Origin of the sequence: Pseudonocardia sp. ICBG1293 (genome assembly GCF_020131355.1) — a bacterium.
In the GTDB taxonomy this organism is placed as follows: Bacteria; Actinomycetota; Actinomycetes; order Mycobacteriales; family Pseudonocardiaceae; genus Pseudonocardia.
On sequence record NZ_JAHLEL010000009.1, the window covers coordinates 144,605 to 164,834 of the forward strand.

Consider the following 20,230-nt stretch of genomic DNA (forward strand, 5'->3'; position numbering starts at 1 on the left):
TCTCGTTCTGAGACTTCCGCCACCCCCCGCCGGGGAGGACACTGGGCGCATGACTCGGACGATGCACGTCCTGCGCCTGATCGTGCACGCCCGGTCGCGCCAGCCGGTGCTGCTGCTCGGCGAGGCCGACGGTGACCGCTGCGTACCGGTGTTCCTGCGCCCCCCGCAGGCCGAGGTCATCGCCGTGGGCCCGCGCGACGACGAGAGCACCCCGCTCACCCAGGACGTGCTGCTCCCGGTGGTGGAGGCGTTGGGCCGGGTCCTGGAACGGGTCGAGATCTCCGACCTCGTCGACGGCGTCTACACCGCCGAGCTGGTCTTCGACGGCGGCACCCGGCTGGCCGTGCGCCCGTCGGACGCACTGTCGCTGGCCGTGCGCGAGAGCGTGCCGATCGGGATGGCCGAGCACGTGCTCGACGAGGTCGGCCAGGCCGTCGACGACGTCCTGCCCCCCGACGGGGACGACACCACCGGCGCCGCCGCCCAGGCCCGCGCGGCCACCGCGGTCCCGGCCGACGCCCCGCCGGAGCAGCAGCTCCAGGAGTTCCGCGAGTTCATCGACGAGGTCTCACCCGAGGACTTCCGCTAGGCAGGGGCCGGCGCCGTCCCGGCCCACAGCTCGGCGTAGCGCCCGCCCCGGTCCAGCAGGGCGGCGTGGTCGCCGCGCTCGACGATCCGGCCGTGTTCGAGCACGAGGATCTCGTCGGCGTCGCGGACGGTGGACAGCCGGTGCGCGATGACCAGCGCGGTCCGCCCGTGCAGCGCCTCGGCCAGCGCCGCCCGGACCGCCGCCTCCGACGTCGTGTCCAGGCTGGCGGTCGCCTCGTCCAGCACCACGATCCGCGGCCGGGCCAGCAGCACCCGGGCGATCGTCATCCGCTGGCGCTCCCCACCGGACAGCCGGTACCCCCGCTCCCCGACCACGGTGGCCAGCCCGTCCGGCAGCGCCGCCACCAGGCCGTCGAGCCGGGCGCGGCGCAGTGCGGCCCACAGCTTCGCGTCGGTCGCCTCCGGCGCCCCGATCCGCAGGTTCGCCGCGACGGTGTCGTGCAGCAGGTGCCCGTCCTGGGTCACGAACCCGACCGTGCGGTGCACCGAGGCGGTCGTGAGCTCGCGGACGTCCACGCCGCCGATCCGGACGGCTCCCGCGCCCACGTCGTAGAGCCGGGCGAGCAGCTGGGCGACCGTGGACTTCCCGGCCCCCGACGATCCGACGACCGCCACCACCGCGCCGGGAGCCGCGGTGAACGACACGTCGTGCAGCACCGGCTCGCCGCCGCGGGTGTCGAGTGTGGCCACCTCCTCCAGCGAGGCCAGCGACACCTGGTCGGCGGTGGGGTAGGCGAACGACACCCGGTCGAACTCGACGCCGACCGGCCCGTCGGGCACCGGGCGCGCGTCCGGTGCGTCGGTGATCATCGGCTCCAGGTCCAGGACCTCGAGCACCCGCTCGAAGCTGACCAGCACCGTCATGATCTCCATCCGGGCCCCGGCCAGTGCCGTCAACGGCTGGTAGAGCCGGGTCAGCAGCAGCGCGAGCGCGACGACGTCGCCCGCCGACAGCGCCCCGGCCAGCGCGAACCCGCCCCCGACGCCGTAGACGACGGCGACGGCCAGCGACGACGCCAGCGTCAGGGCCGTCACGAACGTCCACTGCAGCATCGCCGAGCGCACCCCGATCGCCCGGACCCGGTCGGCCCGCTCGGCGAACTCGGCGGACTCGCGCTCCGGGCGGCCGAACAACGTGATCAGGGTGGCGCCGGGTGCGGAGAACCGCTCGGTCATCCGGGTGCTCATCGCCGCGTTGTGGTCCGCGGCCGCCCGCTCCAGGGCGGCCAGGCGCCGGCCCATCAGACGGGCCGGGACCAGGAACGCGGGCAGCAGCAGCGTCACCAGCAGGGTCACCGGCCAGGAGATCACCAGCATCGCGGCCAGCGTCAGCGCCAGCACGACGACGTTGGACACCACGCCGGCCAGGGTGTCGGAGAACGCCCGCTGTGCGCCGAGCACGTCGGAGTTCAGCCGGGAGACCAGCGCTCCGGTCCGGGTGCGGGTGAAGAAGGCCACCGGCATCCGCTGCACGTGGTCGAACACGGTGGTCCGCAGCTGGTGGATCAGGCTCTCGCCGAGGTTCGCCGAGTACCAGCGGGTCAGCATCGACAGTGCCGCCTCGACCAGCGCGACCGCCGCCATCAGCCCGGCCAGCAGCACGATGACCGACAGCGGCTCGCCGCGGGTCACCGCGTCGGTGGCCCGCCCGGCCAGCAGCGGCACCGCCACCGTGAGCACGGCCGCGGCGGTGCTCGCGACCAGGAACGCCCCGATCCGGCGCCGGTGCGGCCGGGCGAAGGCCAGGACCCGGCGTGCCGTCTCCCCGGCCGGGCGGGTCCGCCGCGCGGGTTCGGAGCTCGCGTTGCGCAGGGCGGTCCAGGTGCTCACGTCCATGACGCGGACGCTACGAGCTGGAGCTGACTTCAGGTCAAGGGCGACGGGTCCCGGGCCGGACGGTCAGGCCGTCGCGCGCTCGGGCTCCTCGTTCAGGTCCGGCAGCGTCCACGGCCGGACCACGGCGACCAGCGCGATCCCGGCGAGCGCGACGGCGCCGAACATGGTGGCCCCCATCGCGGCCGCGTCGTTGCCGAGCAGCCCCACGACCGGGGACGTCGCGGCGCCGATCCCGAACTGCAGCGACCCCAGCAGCGCCGACGCCGTCCCGGCGGACTCGCCGTGCCGGGCCAGCGCCAGCGCCGGCGCGTTCGGCAGGACGAAACCGCAGGCGAGCAGCAGCGCCCACACCCCGGCGAGGACGGCGGGCAGCCCACCGGTGCCGGTCGCGGTGAGCACGGCGAGCACGAGCCCGACGAGAACCGCGGCGGCGACGGCGGTCGACATCACCTGGCGCGGCTCGAAGCGGCGCAGCACCACCGGGTTCAGCTGGGTGCCGACGACCAGCCAGATCGCCCCCGCGCCGAACGCGATGCCGAACGCCTGCGGGTCCATGCCGAACTGCTGCTGGTAGACGTAGGCGGCGCCGGAGACGTAGCTGAACAACGCGCCCATCGCGAGCCCGGCGACCAGCACCAGCCCGACGAAGGTCCGGTCGCGCAGCAGTCCGCCGTAGGTCGCCACGGTGGGCCCGAACCGGGCCGACCGGCGTCGGGAGACGGGGAGGGTCTCGGGCAGCCCCGAGGTCACCACGGCCAGCATGACCAGGCCGTAGCCGGCTAGGAACAGGAAGACCCCGCGCCAGGAGACCCAGTTCAGCAGGACGGCCCCGAGGGTCGGGGCGAGCACCGGAGCGGCCCCCATCACCAGGATCAGCCGCGACAGCATGGTCGCCGCGGCCCGTCCGGTGAACAGGTCGCGTACCACGGCGAGACCGATCACCGTGCCGGCCGAGGCCCCGACGCCCTGCAGCACCCGCAGGACCGCCAGCACCTCGATGCTCGGGGCGAGGGCGACCAGCGCCGAGGCCAGCACGTGCACGGCGGTGCCCGCGAGCAGGAGCCTGCGCCGGCCGAAGGCGTCGGACAGCGGGCCGATCACGAGCTGGCCCAGTGCCAGCCCGGCGAGCGTCCCGGTCAGCGTCAGCTGGACGACCGGCTCGGACGCGGCGAGGTCGCGCCCGACGTCCGGGAGCGCCGGCAGGTAGGTGTCGATCGTCAGCGGGCCGAGCGCGATCAACGCGCCCAGCACCAGCGCGATCCGTAACCGGCTCGGCGCGGTGACTGCAGTGGTGGTCACTCGGACGTCCCCCCTCGTGTGGCCGACACGTGCAACCTCACGAGGGGTGACGCCGATTCCGCCCGAGATCCGTCGGGCGGGTGAGTGCACTCACATCGCGATCACCGGGTGGCGGGCTCCAGCCGGACCTGGACCCACTTCGAGGTCGGGCAGCGCGAGGACTCCGCGTAGGAGTCCAGCGGGATCAGTGGGTTCGTCTCCGGGTAGTACGCGGCGATGCAGCCCTTGGGGGTCGAGTACGACACCAGGCGGAAGTCGTCCGCGCGCCGCTCGCTGCCGTCGGTCCACTCGCTGACCAGGTTCACCCGGTCGCCGTCGGCGAGGCCCAGCTCGCGCAGGTCGGCGTCGGAGATGAACACGACCCGGCGGCCGGAGTGGATGCCGCGGTAGCGGTCGTCCAGGCCGTAGATCGTGGTGTTGAACTGGTCGTGGCTGCGCAGGCTCTGCAGGACCAGACGCCCCTCGGGCAGCGTCAGCACCTCCAGCGGGCTGACGGTGAACTCCGCCTTCCCCGACGCCGTCGGGAAGGTACGGCTGTCCCGCGGCGGGTGCGCGAGGGTGAACCCGCCGGAGCGGGCGATCTTCTCGGTGTAGGCCTCGCAGCCCGGGACGACCCGGCCGATCCGGTCGCGGATCCGGTCGTAGTCGGCGGCGAAGTCGGCCCACGGGACGAGGTGGTCGGCCCCCAGGGTGGCCCGGGCGATCCCGCAGAGGATGTCGACCTCCGAGCGCAGCAGCTCGCCGGCGGGCTCCGACCGGCCGTGCGAGGCGTGCACCGCCGACATCGAGTCCTCGACGGTGACCCGCTGCGCCCGGCCGCCGGTCAGGTCCTTCTCGGTGCGGCCGAGGGCGGGCAGGATCAGCGCGTCGGTCCCGGCGACCACGTGCGACCGGTTCAGCTTGGTCGAGATCTGCACGGTCAGCGCACAGCGCTCCAGCGCGGGCTCGGTGACGCCGGTGTCCGACATCGCCTGGGAGAAGTTGCCACCCAGCCCGACGAACACGCTCGCCCTGCCGTCCGCCATCGCCTGCACCGCGGCCACCGAGTCGTGGCCGTGCTCGCGGGGCGGCTCGAACCCGAACTCGTCGCGCAGTGCGTCGAGGAAGCTGTCCGCGACCCGCTCCCAGATGCCCATCGTGCGGTCGCCCTGCACGTTGGAGTGGCCCCGGACCGGGCACAGACCCGCACCGGGCTTGCCGATCATCCCCTGGAGCAGGGCGACGTTCACCATCTCCTTGATGGTGGCGACGGCGTTGCGGTGCTGGGTGATGCCCATCGCCCAGCAGTTCACGATGCGCTGCGAGGTCGCGAGCATCTGCGCGGCCTTCTCGATCTCGCCCCAGGCGAGCCCGGTCGCGGCGACGACGGCGTCGCGGTCGAGGTCCTTCACGTGCGCGGCGTAGGCCTCGAAGCCGTTCGTGTGCCGCTCGATGAAGTCCCGGTCCAGCACGCTGCCCGGGTCGCGGTCCTCGGCGGCGAGCAGCAGGTGCCCGAACGCCTGCCACAGCGCCAGGTCGCCGTTGCTGCGGATCTGCAGGAACTCGTCGGCCAGGTGGGTGCCGAAGCCGGTCATGCCGCGCGGGGTCTGCGGGTTGTCGAACTTGAACAGCCCGGCCTCGGGGAGCGGGTTGACCGCGAGGATCCGCGCGCCGTTCTTCTTCGCGATCTCCAGCGCGGACAGCATCCGCGGGTGGTTGGTGCCCGGGTTCTGCCCGGAGATGATGATCAGGTCGGCCTCGTGCAGGTCCTGCAGCGAGACCGAGCCCTTGCCGACGCCGATCGCCTCGGCCAGGCCGACCGACGTCGACTCGTGGCACATGTTCGAGCAGTCGGGCAGGTTGTTCGTGCCGTAGGCGCGGGCGAACAGCTGGTAGACGAACGCGGCCTCGTTCGAGGCGCGGCCGGAGGTGTAGAACAGCGCCTCGTCCGGGCTGTCCAGGGCGCGCAGGTGCGTCCCGACGAGGTCGAACGCGTCGTCCCAGGAGATGGGTTCGTAGTGCGTGCCCCCGGCCCGGCGGACCATCGGGTGGGTCAGCCTGCCCCGGCTCTCCAACCAGTGCGCGCTGCGGCCCCGCAGGTCGTCGATGGAGTGCTCGGCGAAGAACTCCGGGGTGACGCGGCGGCGGTCGCCCTCCCAGGAGACGGCCTTCGCGCCGTTCTCGCAGAACTCGGCCGTGTGCCGCTCGCCGGGGGCCGGGTCCGGCCAGGCGCAGCTCATGCAGTCGAAGCCGTCGACCTGGTTCATCGTGAGCAGGTTCTTCGCGGTCTTCACGACACCCTGCTCGGCGAGGGAGCGCTTCATCGAGATCGCGACGGCCGTCGCCCCGGCGGCGGAGGTCTTCCGCTCCGAGACGCGCAGATCGGACTCCTCGGTGTCGACCGGGGGGTGGATCGGGGCGCTGTTGACCGGGGTGGGGGGCACGGACACCTCATCTGGAACACGACGGACGGCGGAACGGGTCAGATTACCCACGCGTACGGGGCACGGAAACGATGTTGCCCCAGCGTGGGACGTGACGCCCAACCGATCCGCGGATGCGCGGGGAAAGTCACGGGCGTGCCGCGGCACGTCGGTGACTCCCGGCGACCTGCCGGGTGGCGACGCTGATCCGGTTCCAGGCGTTGATCGTCGCGATCGTGGTGACCAGCAGGGTCAGGGCCTTCTCGTCGAACACCGCGGCAGCGGCGTCCCACACCGCGTCCGGGACGGCGTCGGGACGGTCGGCCAGCCGGGTCACCTCCTCGGTCAGGGCCAGTGCGGCCCGCTCCTGGGGGGGGTGAACCACGGCGCCTCCCGCCACGCGGCGACGGAGAACAGGCGCTCGGCGGACTCGCCGGAGTCCAGCGCGTCGTGCGAGTGCATGTCCACGCAGAAGCCACAGCCGTTGATCTGCGACGCCCGCAGGCGCACCAGCTCCTGGACGGCGTGCGGGAGGACGGAGTCGTCGCGGGTGGAGGCCTCCAGCGCGGTCAGGGCGCGGTAGCTGTCCTGGACGTGGCGGTAGGGCCGGGCGATGCGCGGTTCCATGACGGTCCCTTCGGGTCGGTGTCGTGCGTGGGCGTCGTGCGTGGGCGTCGTGCGTGGGCGTCGTGCGTGGGCGTCGTGCGTGGGGTGGCGTGCGTGGGGTGGCGTGCGTGGGGTGGCGTGCGTGGGTGGTGCGGTCACGGGGCGAGTGCGGCCCGGACGCGCTGCGGCGCGTCCGGGGCGGTGCGGACGACGTCCGCGGCGACGTCGGCGAGCGACCGGCCGGCCAGCTCGCGCCGCCAGGCGAGCTCGGCCGAACGCATCGACAGCGCGATCGCGCAGTGGCCGGAGTAGTCGAGCGAGGGGTCGCCGCCGGGTGCGGCCCCGAGCAGCGAGGTGCAGCGGAACGCCTCCTCCGGGCCCTCGACGGCGACGACGACGTCGAGCAGCGACACCTGGTCCGCGGGCCGGGCGAGCCGGAACCCGCCGCGCGGGCCCGGGACGGACTCGCAGATCCCGGCGCGGACCAGTGTCTGCAGCTGCTTGTTCAGGTATGCGGCCGGCAGGTCGTAGAACCCGGCGAGCCGGGCGCCGGGTACCGCGCCGCCGACCCAGTCCAGGTTCAGGCAGCAGTGCAGCGCCCACTCGACGCCCTGTCCCATCCGCATGATCCGGATATTACATATCCAGGATATTTGATGTCCAGATTTCGGGGTGATCCCGGTCTCCGGAAGGATGTCCGACAGATGACGGCAAACGCTTCGATGTAAGCGCTCGGTTACAGGTACCGGCGGGACCTGGAAAAGCGACGCATCGACCTTCCACCCTCAGGACGCACACAGGTCCCCCGAAGGAAGGAACCACCATGGACAAGCGTCGTATCGCCGGTCTGGCCGCTGCTGCCGTCGCCGCCCCGCTGCTGATGCTGGGCCTCACCGGCACCGCCAGCGCGGCCGAGATCACCCCGATCGCCGAGGTCGTCGACAGCACCGTCGCCGACCTGTCGTCGACCCTCGGCGCGGTGCTCGACGCCCTGGGCGTCGCAGCCTGATCCCCGACGACGGACGGCCGGCCCCGGGCACCGGGGCCGGCCGTCCGTCGTCCGGGTGGAGGTGCGGGTCAGCCCGCCTCGACCTGCTCGGTCAGCGGCTCGGCCGGACGGCCGGGGGCCGGGGCCCACGCCTCGTCGTCGAGCATCGGGCAGGCCAGCCACTCCTCCGGGACGCCGAAGCCGTCGACCAGGGTGCGGGCGTAGGGCCGCAGCTCGGCGCACAGCGCGTTGACCAGCGGCCGGATCGAGCGTGACTCGGCGGCGGTGAGCCGACCGGTCTCCAGGTACCAGGCCCGCTCGCGGTCGATCACGCTGAGCACGTGCAGGTCGTAGACCCGCTCGAGCAGTGCGCGCACGGCCGGGTCGCCCACGGTCACGAGCTTGTCCGCGAACGACGCCTCCACCAGCGTGTCCACGTGTGCCCTCGCCGCGGTGAGCAGCAGGTCCTGGGCGGAGTTGAAGACGGCGAACTCGTCGTTGCCGCGGCGCATCGCCGGCGCGAGGTGGCGGATCGCGGCGGCGAGGGTGTCCTCCCGACGGACGGCGAGCAGCTCGCGACGGCGGGCCCGGTCGGTCAGGTCGATCCCGCGGAACGGGATCCGCCGGGCGAGCGACGCGGCGCCGGTCCGCTCGGCGAGCACCCCGGCGAGCTGGCGGCCGAGCAGCGGCGCGATCTCGAGCGGGTTGCCCTTCTTGATCGTGCGGCCGTAGTCCGACAACAGCTCCTTGGCCAGCAGCTGCAGCAGCACCGTGTTGTCACCCTCGAAGGTGGTGAACACGTCGGTGTCGGCCTTGAGCGCGGGCAGCAGGTTCTCCTCCAGGTAGCCGGCGCCGCCGCAGGCCTCCCGGCAGGTCTGGATGGTGTGCGTGGCGTGCCAGGTCGCCACGGCCTTGATCCCGGCGGCGGACTGCTCCAGCGTGCGCTGTGCGCGCGCACCGACCGGCCCGGCGCCCGGGGCCTGGATGTCGTGCATCCGCTGCACCAGGTCGTCCTGGGTGAAGTGCAGGGCGAACGTGGTCGCCAGTGCCGGGAGCAGCTTCTGCTGGTGGGCCAGGTAGTCGAGGACGGCGATCTCCTCGCCGTTCGCGGGGTTGGCGAACTGGCGGCGGCGCTCGCCGAAGCGCACGGCCAGGGCGAGGGCCTTCTCGGTCGCCGCGCCGGCGCCGCCCGCCACCGAGATCCGGCCGCGGACCAGGGTGCCGAGCATGGAGAAGAAGCGCGCCGTCTCGTTCTCGATCGACGACGAGTACGTCCCGTCCGGGGCGACGTCGGCGAAGCGGTTGAGCAGGTTCTCCCGGGGGATGCGGACGTGGTCGAACGACAGCCGGCCGTTGTCGACGCCGTTGAGCCCGGCCTTGCGCCCGTCGTCGCCGATCCGTACGCCGGGCAGGGCCTTGCCGTCGTTGTCGCGCAGCGGCACGAGGAAGGCGTGCACGCCGGGCCGCTCGTCCCCGGTGATCAGCTGGGCGAACACGACCGCCATCCGGCCGTCCCGCGCGGCGTTGCCGATGTACTCCTTGCGGGCCTGCGGGTAGGGCGTGTGGACGACGAACTCGCCCGCCTCGCGGTCGTAGGTCGCGGTGGTGTGCAGGTGCTGGACGTCGGAGCCGTGCCCGGTCTCGGTCATGGCGAAGCAGCCGAGCAGCTCGCCGTCGATGATCGCGCGGAGGTACCGCTCGTGGTGGCGCTCGGTACCGAGCACCTGCACGGCACCGCCGAACAGGCCCCACTGCACACCGGCCTTGACCAGCAGCGACAGGTCGCCGTAGGCGAGCATCGCGAACGCGGCGACGACGCCGCCGACGTCGCCCTGCCCGCCGACCGACGGGTCGAACCCGGTGTGCGGACGGCCCGAGGACGTCAGGAACTTCAGCGAGTCGGTGATCCACTCGCGGTGCTGCTCCGAGGTCAGGTCGGGGTCCGCGCGCATCTCGGCGTTGGCCGCCAGCTGCTCGCGGGTCTCCTGCCGGGCCCGGGCCCAGCGCCCGTCGACGACGGTGCGGAGCGCCTCGGCGGAGACGGCGTCGGGGCTCGGAAGGGTGCTGCGGGTCATGACTGAACCTCCTGCTGCACGTGCGATGCCAGGCCGGACAGTCCGGACCAGGCCAGGTCGGTGAGATGGGTGGCGAGCCGCTCGCGGGTGGTGCCGTCGGGCCGGGCGAGCCAGTCGTCGGCCGCGCCCCGGACGAGGCCGACGATCGCGTGGCCCCAGATGCGGGCCGCGGCCCGCGGGTCGGCGTCCCCGTGGGCCGGCTCGCCGAGGTTGCCGGCGATGACCGCGGCCACCTCGTCCCCGATCACGGTCACGAGGTCGTTGACCGGGTCGTGTCCGCCGTCGGTGGCGGGCGTGCGGCGCGCGGTGCCCTGGGTGAGGAGCGGGCGCTGCACCACGAACCGGTACAGCTCCGGGTCGATCTCGATGAGCCTCAGGTAGGCGTCGATGCCGGCGGCGACGGCGGCGCGCGGCCCGCGACCGGAGTCGGCCAGGGCCGCGGCGGTGGCCCGGCGGACCTCGGCGAGCAGGACCCCGGCCACCGACTCGCAGATCGCGGTGTAGAGGCCCGTCCGGTCGCCGAAGTGCCGGTAGACCACGGTCTTGCTGGTGGCGGCGGACGCGGCGATCTCGTCCATGCCGATGCCGGCCCCGTGCCGGCGGATGGCACCGATCGCGGAGCCCACGAGTGCGGCCCGCCGCTGCTCGCGGTGGGCGTCCCATCGGCTGTCGCGCTTGTCCCGTCCGGCCTTCACGAAACCCATAGTACCGTGTACCTTGAGTACCGGCTACCCCGTGGTAACGACGAACCACGAGCTGATGCTCCGCCCACCGGGACCCGCGTGCAGCGTGGTCACCCCGATCGGGTGGGGCGGGACCCGAACCCAGGAGGGACGACCCCCATGCCAGCCAGCACCCGGCGCGCCGCCGTCATCGGCGGCAACCGCATCCCGTTCGCGCGGGCCAACGGTGCCTACGCCGGCGCCTCGAACCTCGACATGCTCACCACGACGCTCGACGGTCTGGTGGCCCGCTTCGGGCTGGCCGGCGAGCGCCTGGGTGAGGTCGTGGCCGGCGCCGTGCTCAAGCACTCCCGTGACTTCAACCTGACCCGCGAGGCGGTCCTCGGCTCCCGGCTGAACCCGGCCACCGCGGCCTACGACGTGCAGCAGGCCTGCGGCACGGGCCTGGAGGCGACCATCGCGGTCGCCAACAAGATCGCGCTCGGCCAGATCGAGTCCGGCGTCGCCGGGGGTGTGGACACCGCGTCGGACGCCCCGATCGCGCTGAACGACGACCTGCGCCGCGTGCTGGTCCGGCTCAACGCCGCGAAGACCGCGGTGGACCGGCTCAAGCTGGTGGGGCAGCTGCGTCCGGGGCAGATCGTGCCGGACATCCCGGAGAACTCCGAGCCGCGCACCGGGCTGTCGATGGGCGAGCACGCCGCCCGTACCGCGCTGGAGTGGGGCATCGGCCGCACCGAGCAGGACGAGCTCACCGCGCGCAGCCACCACAACCTGGCCGCCGCCTACGACCGCGGCTTCTTCGACGACCTGGTCACGCCGTACCTGAAGCTGACCCGGGACAACAACCTGCGCGCCGACTCGTCGGTGGAGAAGCTCGCGAAGCTCAAGCCGGTCTTCGGCAAGGGACCCGACGCCACGATGACCGCGGGCAACTCGACCCCGCTGACCGACGGCGCCGCCCTGGTCCTGCTCGGCTCCGACGAGTGGGCCGCCGAGCACAAGTTGCCGGTGCTGGCGCACGTCGTGGACGCCGAGACCGCGGGCGTCGACTACGTGCACGGCCCGGACGGTCTGCTCACCGCCCCGGTGTTCGCCGTGCCGCGGCTGCTGGAGCGCAACGGGCTGTCCCTGCAGGACTTCGACCTGTACGAGATCCACGAGGCCTTCGCCTCGGTCGTCCTCGTGCAGCGCAAAGCCTGGGAGGACCCGCGCTTCTGCAAGGAGCGCCTGGGTCTCGACGCGCCGCTGGGCGCGATCGACGACGACAAGCTCAACGTCGCGGGCTCCTCGCTCGCCGCGGGGCACCCGTTCGCTGCGACCGGCGGGCGGATCGTCGCCACCCTCGCCACGCTCCTGTGGGAGAAGGCGGACACGGAGAAGGCCGACCAGCGCGGCCTGATCTCGATCTGCGCCGCGGGCGGCCAGGGCGTCGTCGCGATCCTGGAGGCGAAGGCATGAGCGACCTGCTCGCGACCCTGTCCCACACGTCCATCGCCAAGCAGCTGGGGCTGCCCACGGTGCCGACGCTGCGCCGGCACCGCCCCGGGGACCCGCTGCTGGCCGGCCCGGTGCTCGTCGCGTCGGCCGGTGAGCCGCGCTTCGCCAAGGCCGTCACCGCGTTCGTCGAGAGCCACGGTGTGCCCGCGCCCACCGCGCCCGGCGAGGACAAGCTGCACGGCGTCGTCCTCGACCTGTCCGGGGCCACGACGCTCGCCGACCTCGCCGCCGCCCAGCAGATCCTCACCCCGGCGGTGAGGAAGCTCGGCCCGTCGGGCCGGGTGCTGCTGATCGGTGCCGAGCCGGGCGAGGCGTCCGGCGCGGAGGCGGCCGCGGTCGCCCAGTCCCTCGACGGCCTGGTCCGCTCGATCGGCAAGGAGCTGCGCTCCGGTGCGACGGCGAACGTGCTCGTCGTCGCGGCCGACGTCACCCCGGCCGCGATCGACTCCTCGGTCCGGTTCTTCCTCTCGGCCCGCTCGGCCTACGTCGACGGGCAGGTCGCGCACGTGGCCGCCCCGGTCGGGACCCCGCACGACCCGGCCGACATCGACGACCCGCGCGCCGAGGAGCAGCCGCTGGCCGGGCGCGTCGCGGTGGTCACCGGGGCGGCCCGGGGCATCGGTGCGGCCATCGCCGACACCCTCGCCCGCGACGGGGCGAGCATCGTCGCCGTGGACATCCCGGCGGCCGGTGAGGGCCTGGCCCGCACCGCGAACCGCGCCGGCGGCACCGCGCTGCAGCTGGACATCACCGCGTCCGACGCGGCGGACCGGCTGCTCTCGCACCTGGCCGACCGGCACGACGGCGTGGACATCGTGGTGCACAACGCAGGCATCACCCGCGACAAGCTGCTCGCGAACATGACCGAGGACCGCTGGAACTCGGTGCTCGGGGTCAACCTGGGCGCCCAGCTGACGATCAACGAGGCGCTGCTGGCGACGGGCTCCCCGCTGCACGAGGCGGGCCGCGTGGTCTGCGTGTCGTCGCAGTCGGGCATCGCGGGCAACCGCGGCCAGACCAACTACGCCGCGTCCAAGGCCGGCGTGATCGGGATGGTCCGGGCGCTCGCCCCGCGGTTCGCCGAGCGCGGCGCGACGATCAACGCCGTCGCGCCCGGCTTCATCGAGACCGACATGACCGCGACGATGCCGCTCGCCACCCGCGAGGGCGGCCGCCGGATCAACTCGCTCAAGCAGGGCGGGCTGCCGGTGGACGTCGCCGAGGCCATCGGCTGGTTCGGCCGCGCCGAGTCCGGCGGGCTCAACGGGCAGGTCGTGCGGGTCTGCGGCCAGTCGATGCTGGGGGCCTGATGACCGTCGCCGAACAGCGGACGGTCACCGAGCTGTCCGGGCCGCCGTCGCTGGGGTCGTACTACGCCTCGGCGGCCGCCCGGGCCGTGCTGCCCGGCGGCACCGGCCGGTCGCTGCCCGCGACCGAGCTGGTCCGCCGTGGTGTGCAGGTCGATCCGGGGCACCTCGCCGACTACGCCCGCGTCTGCGGGCTCCGGGTCGGCAACGCGCTGCCGGTGACCTACCCGCACATGCTCACCTTCGGGCTGCAGGTCGTGCTGATGGCAGGCCGGTCGTTCCCGCTGCCGCTGTCCGGGCTGGTGCACGTCGCCAACCGGATCACCGTGCACCGGGCGATCGCCCCGACCGAGACGCTCGACGTGCGGGTGTGGGCCGAGCGGTTCACCCGCCATCCCAAGGGCGCGCAGGTCGACCTGATCGGCGAGGTCTCGGCCGGTGGGGACACCGTCTGGTCCGGGCGCAGCACCTACCTGGCCCGCGGGGCGAAGACCCCCGAGGTCGCCGCGGGCGGTGACGGCTCGACCGACATCGCCGAGCCGCCCGTCCCGACCGGTCCGGCGAGCGCGGTGTGGCGGGTCCCGGGTGACATCGGGCGTCGCTACGCCGCCGTCTCCGGCGACGTGAACCCGATCCACCTGCACCCGCTCACCGCGAAGGCGATGGGCTTCCAGCGTGCCATCGCGCACGGCATGTGGACCGCCGCGCACGCCGCCGCCGCCCTGGAGGGCCGGGTCCCCGACGCCTGCACCTACGACGTGGTGTTCCGCAAGCCCGTGCTCCTCCCGGCGCGGGCCGAGCTCGTGACCGAGCAGGCCGTCGACGGGGCGTGGGGACTGGCGCTGCGCAGCGCCAAGGACGCGCAAAAGCTGCACCTGGTCGGCCGCATCAGCGGGTAGACCGGAGGCATGGACGAGGACGACCCGACCGGGTGGGCAGGTGCGCTCACCCGGTCGGGTGATTCTGGATCGGTCCACAGGCCGGTTCAGCAACATCGTCCCGATGACGGACGTCTTCTCCTGTGTCCATCATTCGTCACCCGAGCGCCGTGAGGAGGCCACCCGATGAACGACGACACCTCGATCGAGATCGACGACCAGCACGACGACGAGTCGCACATCGTCCGCGGACTCGACTGACCGACCGGCAGGAGCTCGTCCCGGCGGGGTGGAACCCACCACCGCACGAGGACCGGCACGGGCCGCGCAGACCCTCGATCAGGAGCTGCGCCACCCGCACACCCGGATAGTGTCGGGCCATGCTGGTCGAGCGCATGCGCCCGTTCACCTCGACGATCTTCACCGAGATCTCCCGCCTCGCGGTCGAGACCGGTGCGATCAACCTCGGGCAGGGGTTCCCGGACACCGACGGACCGGCCTCCCTGCTCGCCGACGCCGCCGCCAACATCACCGGGCGCGGCCTCAACCAGTACCCGCCCGGCCCGGGCGTGCCCGCCCTGCGCGAGGCCGTCGCCGCCCACCAGCAGCGCTTCCACGGCCTCGCGGTCGACCCGGCCGACGTGGTCGTCACCACGGGGGCCACCGAGGCGATCGCCGCCACCCTGCTGGGTCTGTGCGGGCCCGGTGACGAGGTCGTCGCGTTCGAGCCCGCCTACGACTCCTACGCCGCCGCCGTCGCGCTCGCCGGAGCGACCCTGCGCACCGTGCCGCTGCTCCCGCCCGACTTCGGCGTCGACGACGACGCGCTGGCCGCCGCGTTCTCCGACCGCACCCGGGTGGTGCTGGTCAACACCCCGCACAACCCGACCGGCGCGGTGCTCACCCGCGACCAGCTCGTCCGGGTCGGGGAGCTCGCCGTCGCCCACGATGCCGTCGTCGTCACCGACGAGGTCTACGAGCACATGGTGTTCGACGGCGCCGAGCACGTCCCGATGGCGTCGCTGCCCGGCCTCGCCGACCGCACCCTCACGATCTCCTCGGCCGGGAAGACCTTCTCGGTCACCGGGTGGAAGGTCGGCTGGGTGCACGGCCTGCCGGAGCTGGTCGCCGCCCCGCGCGCGGTCAAGCAGTTCCTCACCTTCCACGGCGGGGCGCCGTTCCAGCCGGCCGTCGCGCACGCCCTCGGCCTCGGCGACGACTTCTACGCCGGCCTCGCCGCGGACCTCACCCGCAAGCGCGACCTGTTGAGCGAGGGGCTGCGGGCGGCCGGGTTCGACGTGCTCACCCCGCGCGGCACCTACTTCGTGACCGCGGACCCGCGCCCGCTCGGCCACGACGACGGCGTCGACCTCGCCGCGAAGCTCCCGGGGCTCTGCGGGGTCGCGGCCGTCCCGGTGTCGGTGTTCTGCCCGTCGCCGGAGGCCGCGGCGGTGTACCGGCCCTACGTGCGGTTCGCCTTCTGCAAGCGCGACGACGTGCTGGAGCAGGCAGCCGGACGGCTGGCGGGGCTGCGGGCGTGAGCGCCGCGTCGAGCTGGGTGTCGGTGGTCGTCGGCGCCGCCCCGGAGCGGGTCCACGCGTTCGCCCGCGACCCACGGAACCTGCCCCGGTGGGCGGCCGGCGTCGGGGCCCGGATCGAGGAGCGCGACGGCCGCTGGATCGTGCCCGGCGGCCCGCTCGGCGAGATCGAGATCCGGTTCGCCGCGGACGAGGCCTGGGGCGTCCTCGACCACGAGGTGCTGACCGCCGACGGACGGCGCTTCCACAACCCGGTGCGGGTCGTGGAGCACCCGGACGGCGCCGAGGTCGTGTTCGGCGTCCGGCGCACCCCCGGGGCGCCGGACGCCGACCACGCGGCGGACGTCGCCGCCGTCCTCGCGGACCTGGAGCGGCTGCGTGACCTGCTCGAGGTCAGCGACCCGCCCGGGCCGCCCGCCTGACGCTCACCACCAGCAGCGCCGACATCGCCGTCCACACCACGATGGACTGCACCGACAGGATCGGCAGCGCCACCACCGGCGCCAGGCTGTAGGCCAGCGTGATCCGCAGTGCCGCCTCCAGCACCATCACCAGCGCTGCGATGCCCGTCGCGCGGCGCATCGTCCGCCGGAACACCGGGTTGGCCGCCCACTGACGCTCCATGATCTCCGGTAGATCGGGGCGCTGTGCGCTGCCGAAGAACCGGCACACCCCGAACACCAGCGGCCGGCGCCCGACCACCAGCGGCCCGGTGAGCAGCAGCGCGAACGCGATGCTCTGGATCGCGTCGCGGGCCACGGCGAACCGGGCGTCGCCGCTGAGCAGCGAGGTGGCCAGCCCGGCCGCGATCGTGACCAGCACGATCGCGCCCACCGGGTTCAGCCTGCGGTGGCGCGCCGCCTGCAGCGCCACGCTCAGTGCGGGCGGCAGCGCCGACCAGGCCAGGGCGGCGACGTCGGACATGCCCTGCCCGGTCAGCACGACGTAGACCAGGTACGGCAGCGCCGCGTCCACCAGCAGCGATCCCACGGTCTGCCGCAGCACGGCACCGCGGCCCGTGGCGGCGGCCGGCGGGCCGTCCGTCGGGGTGGTGGTCGTGGTCATCGGTGGCTCCTCCGGTGCGGTGGGTCGGACCCGACGACGGTCCCGCGGTGACACCCCCCTCCGGATCCACCCCGGGACCGAGCCCGGGTGGAGATCGACCTCCACCCGCCCGTACCGGTGCGGGCGGGGTCCGGCGGGCAGGTCCCGATCTCCGGCGGCCCGGCTCACTCGATCGGCCTAGACTCCGGCCCATGGATGCGCAGCGACCGGCGACGCGGCCGGGCCGCCAGGTCGTGGGCCTGCCGGTGCGGGCCCTGCTGGCCCTGGTCGTCGCCTCGGCGAACGTCATCGGCGGGGGCGTGGTGCTGGTCATCGCGGCCTTCGTGCTGCCCCGCGACCGGCTGCTCGACGCGGTCGAGATCCGGCTGGTCAACCTCGTCGTGTTCGGGATCTACCTGCTCGTCGCGGTCCCGGTCGGGATCTGGTTCGGGCGCCGGAAGCTGACCGTGCGCCGCTCCTCGCGGGACCCGCAGGCGGACGAGCGACGGCTGGTGCTGCGGGCACCGGCCCGCATCTCGTCGATGGTCGCGCTGCTGTGGGCGGTGGCGGCGGTCCTGTTCTGCTTCCTGAACCTGCGCTACTCCGGACGGCTGAGCTTCTCGGTCACCGCCACGGTGCTGATCGGTGGCGTGACGACCTCGTCGCTGTCCTACCTGCTCGTCGAGCGGATGCTGCGCCGGGCCGCGGCCCGGGTGCTGTCCGGGCGACCGCCGAAGCGGCGTCGCCTGGTCACCGGGGTGATGCTGCGCTCGGTGGGGTTCTGGGCGCTCGGCACCGCGGTCCCGATCTCGGGGATCATGCTGGCCGGGCTCGTCGCGCTGGTGTACGGCGACTCCTCGGCCACCCAGCTCGCGGTCACCATGCTCGCGCTGGGGGGCACGGCGATCGGGGTCGGGCTGATCACGACGCTCGGGGCCGCCCGCGCGATCGCCGACCCCGTGCTGGCCGTGCGCCGTGCGCTGGCCCGGGTGCAGGACGGTGATCTCGACGTGAGCCTGCCCGTCTACGACAACACCGAGCTCGGCCAGCTCCAGGCCGGGACGAACAGCATGGTCGAGGGGCTGCGCGAGCGGGAGCGGATCCGTGACCTGTTCGGCCGCCACGTCGGGCGCGACGTCGCCGAGGCCGCATCCGCCCGCGGCGACGGCATCCGGCTCGGTGGTGAGGTGCGCCCGGTCGCGGTGCTGTTCGTCGACCTCGTCGGCTCGACGGCGATGGCCGCCCGCCGCCCGCCCGAGGAGGTCGTGGCGGTGCTGAACCGCTTCTTCGGCGTGGTCGTCGAGTGCGTCGAGCAGGCCGGTGGGTGGATCAACAAGTTCGAGGGCGACGCCGCGCTCGCCGTCTTCGGTGCCCCGCTCGACCTCGACGACGCCCCCGGCGCCGCGCTGAGCGCCGCCCGCTGCCTGGGTGCCCGCCTCGCGGCGGAGATGCCGGAGGTCGAGGCCGGCATCGGGGTATCCGCCGGCGACGCGGTGGCCGGCAACATCGGCGACCCGCGCCGCTTCGAGTACACCGTCATCGGGGACCCGGTGAACGAGGCCGCCCGGCTCACCGAGCTGGCGAAGACGGTGCCGGGGCGGGTCGTCGCGGCCGCCCGGGCCGTCGACGCCGCCGGGAGCGAGGCCGCGCGGTGGCGGGCGTCGGAGTCGGTGACGCTGCGCGGACGGGACGAGCCGACCGGGATCCACGTCCCGGCCGGGCACGACCGGGACGCCACGGACGCCACGGACGCCACCGAGCCCACGGACCCCGCGGACGTCGTCGGATCCGGGGAGAACGGTCGTAGGTGACGACGGGGGTGTCCTCGGGCAGGATGCGCCCATGGGCAACGGCGCTACCGAGTTCAGCGAGCAGACCGCGGCGTCGATCCGGCGGGTGCGCCGGCACACGCTCGGGGACCTGCTGCACCGGACGGCCGTCCGGTACCCGGACAGGACCGCGATCGTCGACGACCGGGTCCGCTGGAGCTTCGCCGAGTTCGACGCGGCGGTGAGCCGCTGCGCCGCCGCGCTCGCCGGCCAGGGCCTGACCGCGGGCGACCGGCTCGCCCTGCTGTCGCACAACTGCCACCAGTTCGCGGTGCTCGTCTACGCCACCGCGCGGCTCGGGGTCGTGCTCGTGCCGATCAACTTCATGCTGAACGCCGAGGAGATCGCGTTCATCCTCGACCACTCCGGGGCGAGGGCCTTCGTCGTCGAGGACGCGCTGGTCACGACCGGGGAGAAGGCGCTCGTCCAGACCGCGCGGCCGGCGACGGTGCGCGCCCGGATCGGGCTGTCGGGGCAGGCACCGTCCGGTGACTGGGCCGACCTGGACGCCTGGATCGACGGCGAGGGCGACCCCGGTGAGCCCGACGTGCACGTCGCCGACGACGACCCGCTGCGTCTGATGTACACCTCGGGTACCGAGTCCCGGCCCAAGGGCGTGCTGCTGCCGAGCCGGTCACTGATCAGCCAGTACGTCTCGTGCGTCGTCGACGGCGGGATGGAGCACGACGACGTCGAGCTGCACTCGTTGCCGCTCTACCACTGCGCGCAGCTGGACTGCTTCCTGTCCGTCGACGTCTACCTCGGGGCGACCAGCATCATCCTGCCCTCACCGGACCCGGCCCGGCTGCTGGAGACCATCGAGCGGGAGAGGGTCACCAAGCTCTTCTGCCCGCCGACGGTGTGGATCTCCCCGCTGCGCCACCCGGACTTCGACACCCGGGACCTGTCGAGCCTGCGCAAGGGCTACTGCGGTGCCGCCGCCATGCCCGTCGAGGTGCTGCACGAGCTGTCCCGGCGGCTGCCCGAGGTGCGGCTGTGGAACTTCTACGGTCAGACCGAGACCTCCCCGTTGGCGACCCTGCTCGGCCCCGACGAGCAGCTCAGCCACGCCGGGTCGGCCGGGCGGGCGTCGCTGAACGTCGAGACCCGGGTCGTCGACGACGCCGGGAACGAGGTCCCGCCCGGGGAGGTCGGCGAGATCGTGCACCGCAGCCCGCACGTGACGCTGGGGTACTACGAGAACGAGGAGAAGACCGCCGAGGCCTTCGCCGGCGGCTGGTTCCACTCCGGGGACCTGGGCGTGATGACGGCCGATGGCTACCTCTCGGTCGTCGACCGCAAGAAGGACATGATCAAGACCGGCGGGGAGAACGTCGCCTCCCGCGAGGTGGAGGAGGCGCTCTACCTGCTCGAGGGTGTCGCCGAGGTCGCCGTGTTCGGGGTCGACCACCCGCACTGGATCGAGGCCGTCACCGCGGTGGTGGTGCCGAAGCAGGGCGTGGCACTGACCCGCGAGCAGGTCGACGCGCACGCCCGCGAGAAGCTCGCCGGCTACAAGCGGCCCAAGTACGTGGTGTTCGCCGACGCGCTGCCGAAGAACCCCAGCGGCAAGATCCTCAAGCGCGAGCTGCGCACCGAGCACGGCGACATCGCCGCCCGGGAGGGCTGAGCGCGG

At 73.6% G+C, this 20,230-nt stretch carries 16 protein-coding genes and 1 pseudogene; 9 read left to right on the forward strand and 8 right to left on the reverse strand.

Annotated features, from left to right (window positions below; all coding sequences use genetic code 11):
- The first annotated feature begins 61 nt into the window (after positions 1–61).
- Positions 62–589 (forward strand): bifunctional nuclease family protein, encoded by a 528-nt coding sequence (locus KPF47_RS07220; RefSeq protein ID WP_224387744.1) that lies wholly within the window; start codon positions 62–64, stop codon positions 587–589.
- On the opposite strand, the gene KPF47_RS07225 is transcribed toward KPF47_RS07220, so the two are convergent.
- The 5 genes and pseudogenes from KPF47_RS07225 to KPF47_RS07245 form a co-directional block, all read right to left on the reverse strand.
- A complete protein-coding gene (locus tag KPF47_RS07225; protein WP_224387745.1) occupies positions 586–2,445 on the reverse strand; it encodes an ABC transporter ATP-binding protein in 1,860 nt (619 codons plus the stop codon). The two genes, KPF47_RS07220 and KPF47_RS07225, sit on opposite strands and share 4 nt — an antisense overlap.
- 63 nt (positions 2,446–2,508) lie before the next feature.
- The gene (locus KPF47_RS07230) at positions 2,509–3,744 is read right to left on the reverse strand and encodes a multidrug effflux MFS transporter (protein ID WP_224387746.1); all 1,236 of its coding nucleotides are present in this window, start codon (positions 3,742–3,744) and stop codon (positions 2,509–2,511) included.
- Positions 3,745–3,845: 101 nt separating this feature from the next.
- Complete coding sequence (locus tag KPF47_RS07235; protein WP_224387747.1) at positions 3,846–6,167, reverse strand: FdhF/YdeP family oxidoreductase; 2,322 nt, start codon at positions 6,165–6,167, stop codon at positions 3,846–3,848.
- 127 nt (positions 6,168–6,294) lie between these two features.
- Positions 6,295–6,773 (reverse strand): annotated as a pseudogene (locus KPF47_RS07240) (carboxymuconolactone decarboxylase family protein).
- A gap of 134 nt (positions 6,774–6,907) precedes the next feature.
- Positions 6,908–7,372, reverse strand: coding sequence for an Rrf2 family transcriptional regulator (locus tag KPF47_RS07245; protein ID WP_374108805.1), 465 nt, complete (start codon positions 7,370–7,372; stop codon positions 6,908–6,910).
- Positions 7,373–7,575: 203 nt separating this feature from the next.
- Between KPF47_RS07245 and KPF47_RS07250 the strand changes: the two genes are divergently transcribed.
- The gene (locus KPF47_RS07250) at positions 7,576–7,761 is read left to right on the forward strand and encodes a hypothetical protein (RefSeq protein WP_224387749.1); all 186 of its coding nucleotides are present in this window, start codon (positions 7,576–7,578) and stop codon (positions 7,759–7,761) included.
- Positions 7,762–7,829: 68 nt separating this feature from the next.
- On the opposite strand, the gene KPF47_RS07255 is transcribed toward KPF47_RS07250, so the two are convergent.
- Together KPF47_RS07255 and KPF47_RS07260 are read right to left on the reverse strand one after the other, a co-directional pair.
- A complete protein-coding gene (locus KPF47_RS07255) occupies positions 7,830–9,815 on the reverse strand; it encodes an acyl-CoA dehydrogenase (RefSeq protein ID WP_224387750.1) in 1,986 nt (661 codons plus the stop codon).
- Positions 9,812–10,519: a TetR family transcriptional regulator gene (locus KPF47_RS07260; RefSeq protein ID WP_224387751.1), complete on the reverse strand. Its 708-nt coding sequence runs from the start codon at positions 10,517–10,519 to the stop codon at positions 9,812–9,814. Before KPF47_RS07260 ends, KPF47_RS07255 begins: the two co-directional genes overlap by 4 nt.
- A gap of 138 nt (positions 10,520–10,657) precedes the next feature.
- On the opposite strand from KPF47_RS07260, the gene KPF47_RS07265 reads away from it, so the two are divergent.
- From KPF47_RS07265 to KPF47_RS07285, 5 genes are all read left to right on the forward strand, one after another.
- Entirely contained in the window at positions 10,658–11,959 is a 1,302-nt protein-coding gene (locus KPF47_RS07265) for an acetyl-CoA C-acetyltransferase (protein WP_224387752.1), read from the forward strand.
- A complete protein-coding gene (locus KPF47_RS07270; protein ID WP_224387753.1) occupies positions 11,956–13,308 on the forward strand; it encodes a 3-oxoacyl-ACP reductase in 1,353 nt (450 codons plus the stop codon). The genes KPF47_RS07265 and KPF47_RS07270 overlap by 4 nt, the downstream gene beginning before the upstream one ends.
- Positions 13,308–14,204, forward strand: coding sequence for a MaoC/PaaZ C-terminal domain-containing protein (locus KPF47_RS07275; protein WP_224387754.1), 897 nt, complete (start codon positions 13,308–13,310; stop codon positions 14,202–14,204). The genes KPF47_RS07270 and KPF47_RS07275 overlap by 1 nt, the downstream gene beginning before the upstream one ends.
- A 359-nt stretch (positions 14,205–14,563) precedes the next feature.
- Positions 14,564–15,724 (forward strand): pyridoxal phosphate-dependent aminotransferase, encoded by a 1,161-nt coding sequence (locus KPF47_RS07280; RefSeq protein WP_224387755.1) that lies wholly within the window; start codon positions 14,564–14,566, stop codon positions 15,722–15,724.
- Positions 15,721–16,143 carry an SRPBCC family protein gene (locus KPF47_RS07285; RefSeq protein WP_224387756.1) on the forward strand — a complete coding sequence of 141 codons (423 nt, stop codon included), beginning with the start codon at positions 15,721–15,723 and terminating at the stop codon, positions 16,141–16,143. The genes KPF47_RS07280 and KPF47_RS07285 overlap by 4 nt, the downstream gene beginning before the upstream one ends.
- Here the strand turns inward: KPF47_RS07285 and KPF47_RS39675 are convergent.
- Complete coding sequence (locus KPF47_RS39675; protein WP_305080414.1) at positions 16,115–16,786, reverse strand: VC0807 family protein; 672 nt, start codon at positions 16,784–16,786, stop codon at positions 16,115–16,117. The genes KPF47_RS07285 and KPF47_RS39675 overlap by 29 nt on opposite strands.
- Positions 16,787–16,977: 191 nt before the next feature.
- On the opposite strand from KPF47_RS39675, the gene KPF47_RS07295 reads away from it, so the two are divergent.
- Both KPF47_RS07295 and KPF47_RS07300 read left to right on the forward strand, forming a co-directional pair.
- Entirely contained in the window at positions 16,978–18,576 is a 1,599-nt protein-coding gene (locus KPF47_RS07295) for an adenylate/guanylate cyclase domain-containing protein (RefSeq protein WP_224387757.1), read from the forward strand.
- A 31-nt stretch (positions 18,577–18,607) separates the two neighbouring features.
- Complete coding sequence (locus KPF47_RS07300) at positions 18,608–20,224, forward strand: acyl-CoA synthetase (RefSeq protein WP_224387758.1); 1,617 nt, start codon at positions 18,608–18,610, stop codon at positions 20,222–20,224.
- Positions 20,225–20,230: the final 6 nt, after the last annotated feature.

Excerpts from the sequence above, each read along its gene's own strand:
- KPF47_RS07220 (WP_224387744.1), top strand. The coding sequence starts at position 62 with ATGCACGTCCTGCGCCTGATCGTGCACGCCCGGTCGCGCCAGCCGGTG.
- KPF47_RS07225 (WP_224387745.1), bottom strand. The coding sequence starts at position 2,445 with ATGGACGTGAGCACCTGGACCGCCCTGCGCAACGCGAGCTCCGAACCC.
- KPF47_RS07245 (WP_374108805.1), bottom strand. The coding sequence starts at position 7,372 with ATGGGACAGGGCGTCGAGTGGGCGCTGCACTGCTGCCTGAACCTGGAC.
- KPF47_RS07250 (WP_224387749.1), top strand. The coding sequence starts at position 7,576 with ATGGACAAGCGTCGTATCGCCGGTCTGGCCGCTGCTGCCGTCGCCGCC.
- KPF47_RS07255 (WP_224387750.1), bottom strand. The coding sequence starts at position 9,815 with ATGACCCGCAGCACCCTTCCGAGCCCCGACGCCGTCTCCGCCGAGGCG.
- KPF47_RS07260 (WP_224387751.1), bottom strand. The coding sequence starts at position 10,519 with ATGGGTTTCGTGAAGGCCGGACGGGACAAGCGCGACAGCCGATGGGAC.
- KPF47_RS07265 (WP_224387752.1), top strand. The coding sequence starts at position 10,658 with ATGCCAGCCAGCACCCGGCGCGCCGCCGTCATCGGCGGCAACCGCATC.
- KPF47_RS07270 (WP_224387753.1), top strand. The coding sequence starts at position 11,956 with ATGAGCGACCTGCTCGCGACCCTGTCCCACACGTCCATCGCCAAGCAG.
- KPF47_RS07275 (WP_224387754.1), top strand. The coding sequence starts at position 13,308 with ATGACCGTCGCCGAACAGCGGACGGTCACCGAGCTGTCCGGGCCGCCG.
- KPF47_RS07280 (WP_224387755.1), top strand. The coding sequence starts at position 14,564 with ATGCTGGTCGAGCGCATGCGCCCGTTCACCTCGACGATCTTCACCGAG.
- KPF47_RS39675 (WP_305080414.1), bottom strand. The coding sequence starts at position 16,786 with ATGACCACGACCACCACCCCGACGGACGGCCCGCCGGCCGCCGCCACG.
- KPF47_RS07295 (WP_224387757.1), top strand. The coding sequence starts at position 16,978 with ATGGATGCGCAGCGACCGGCGACGCGGCCGGGCCGCCAGGTCGTGGGC.
- KPF47_RS07300 (WP_224387758.1), top strand. The coding sequence starts at position 18,608 with ATGGGCAACGGCGCTACCGAGTTCAGCGAGCAGACCGCGGCGTCGATC.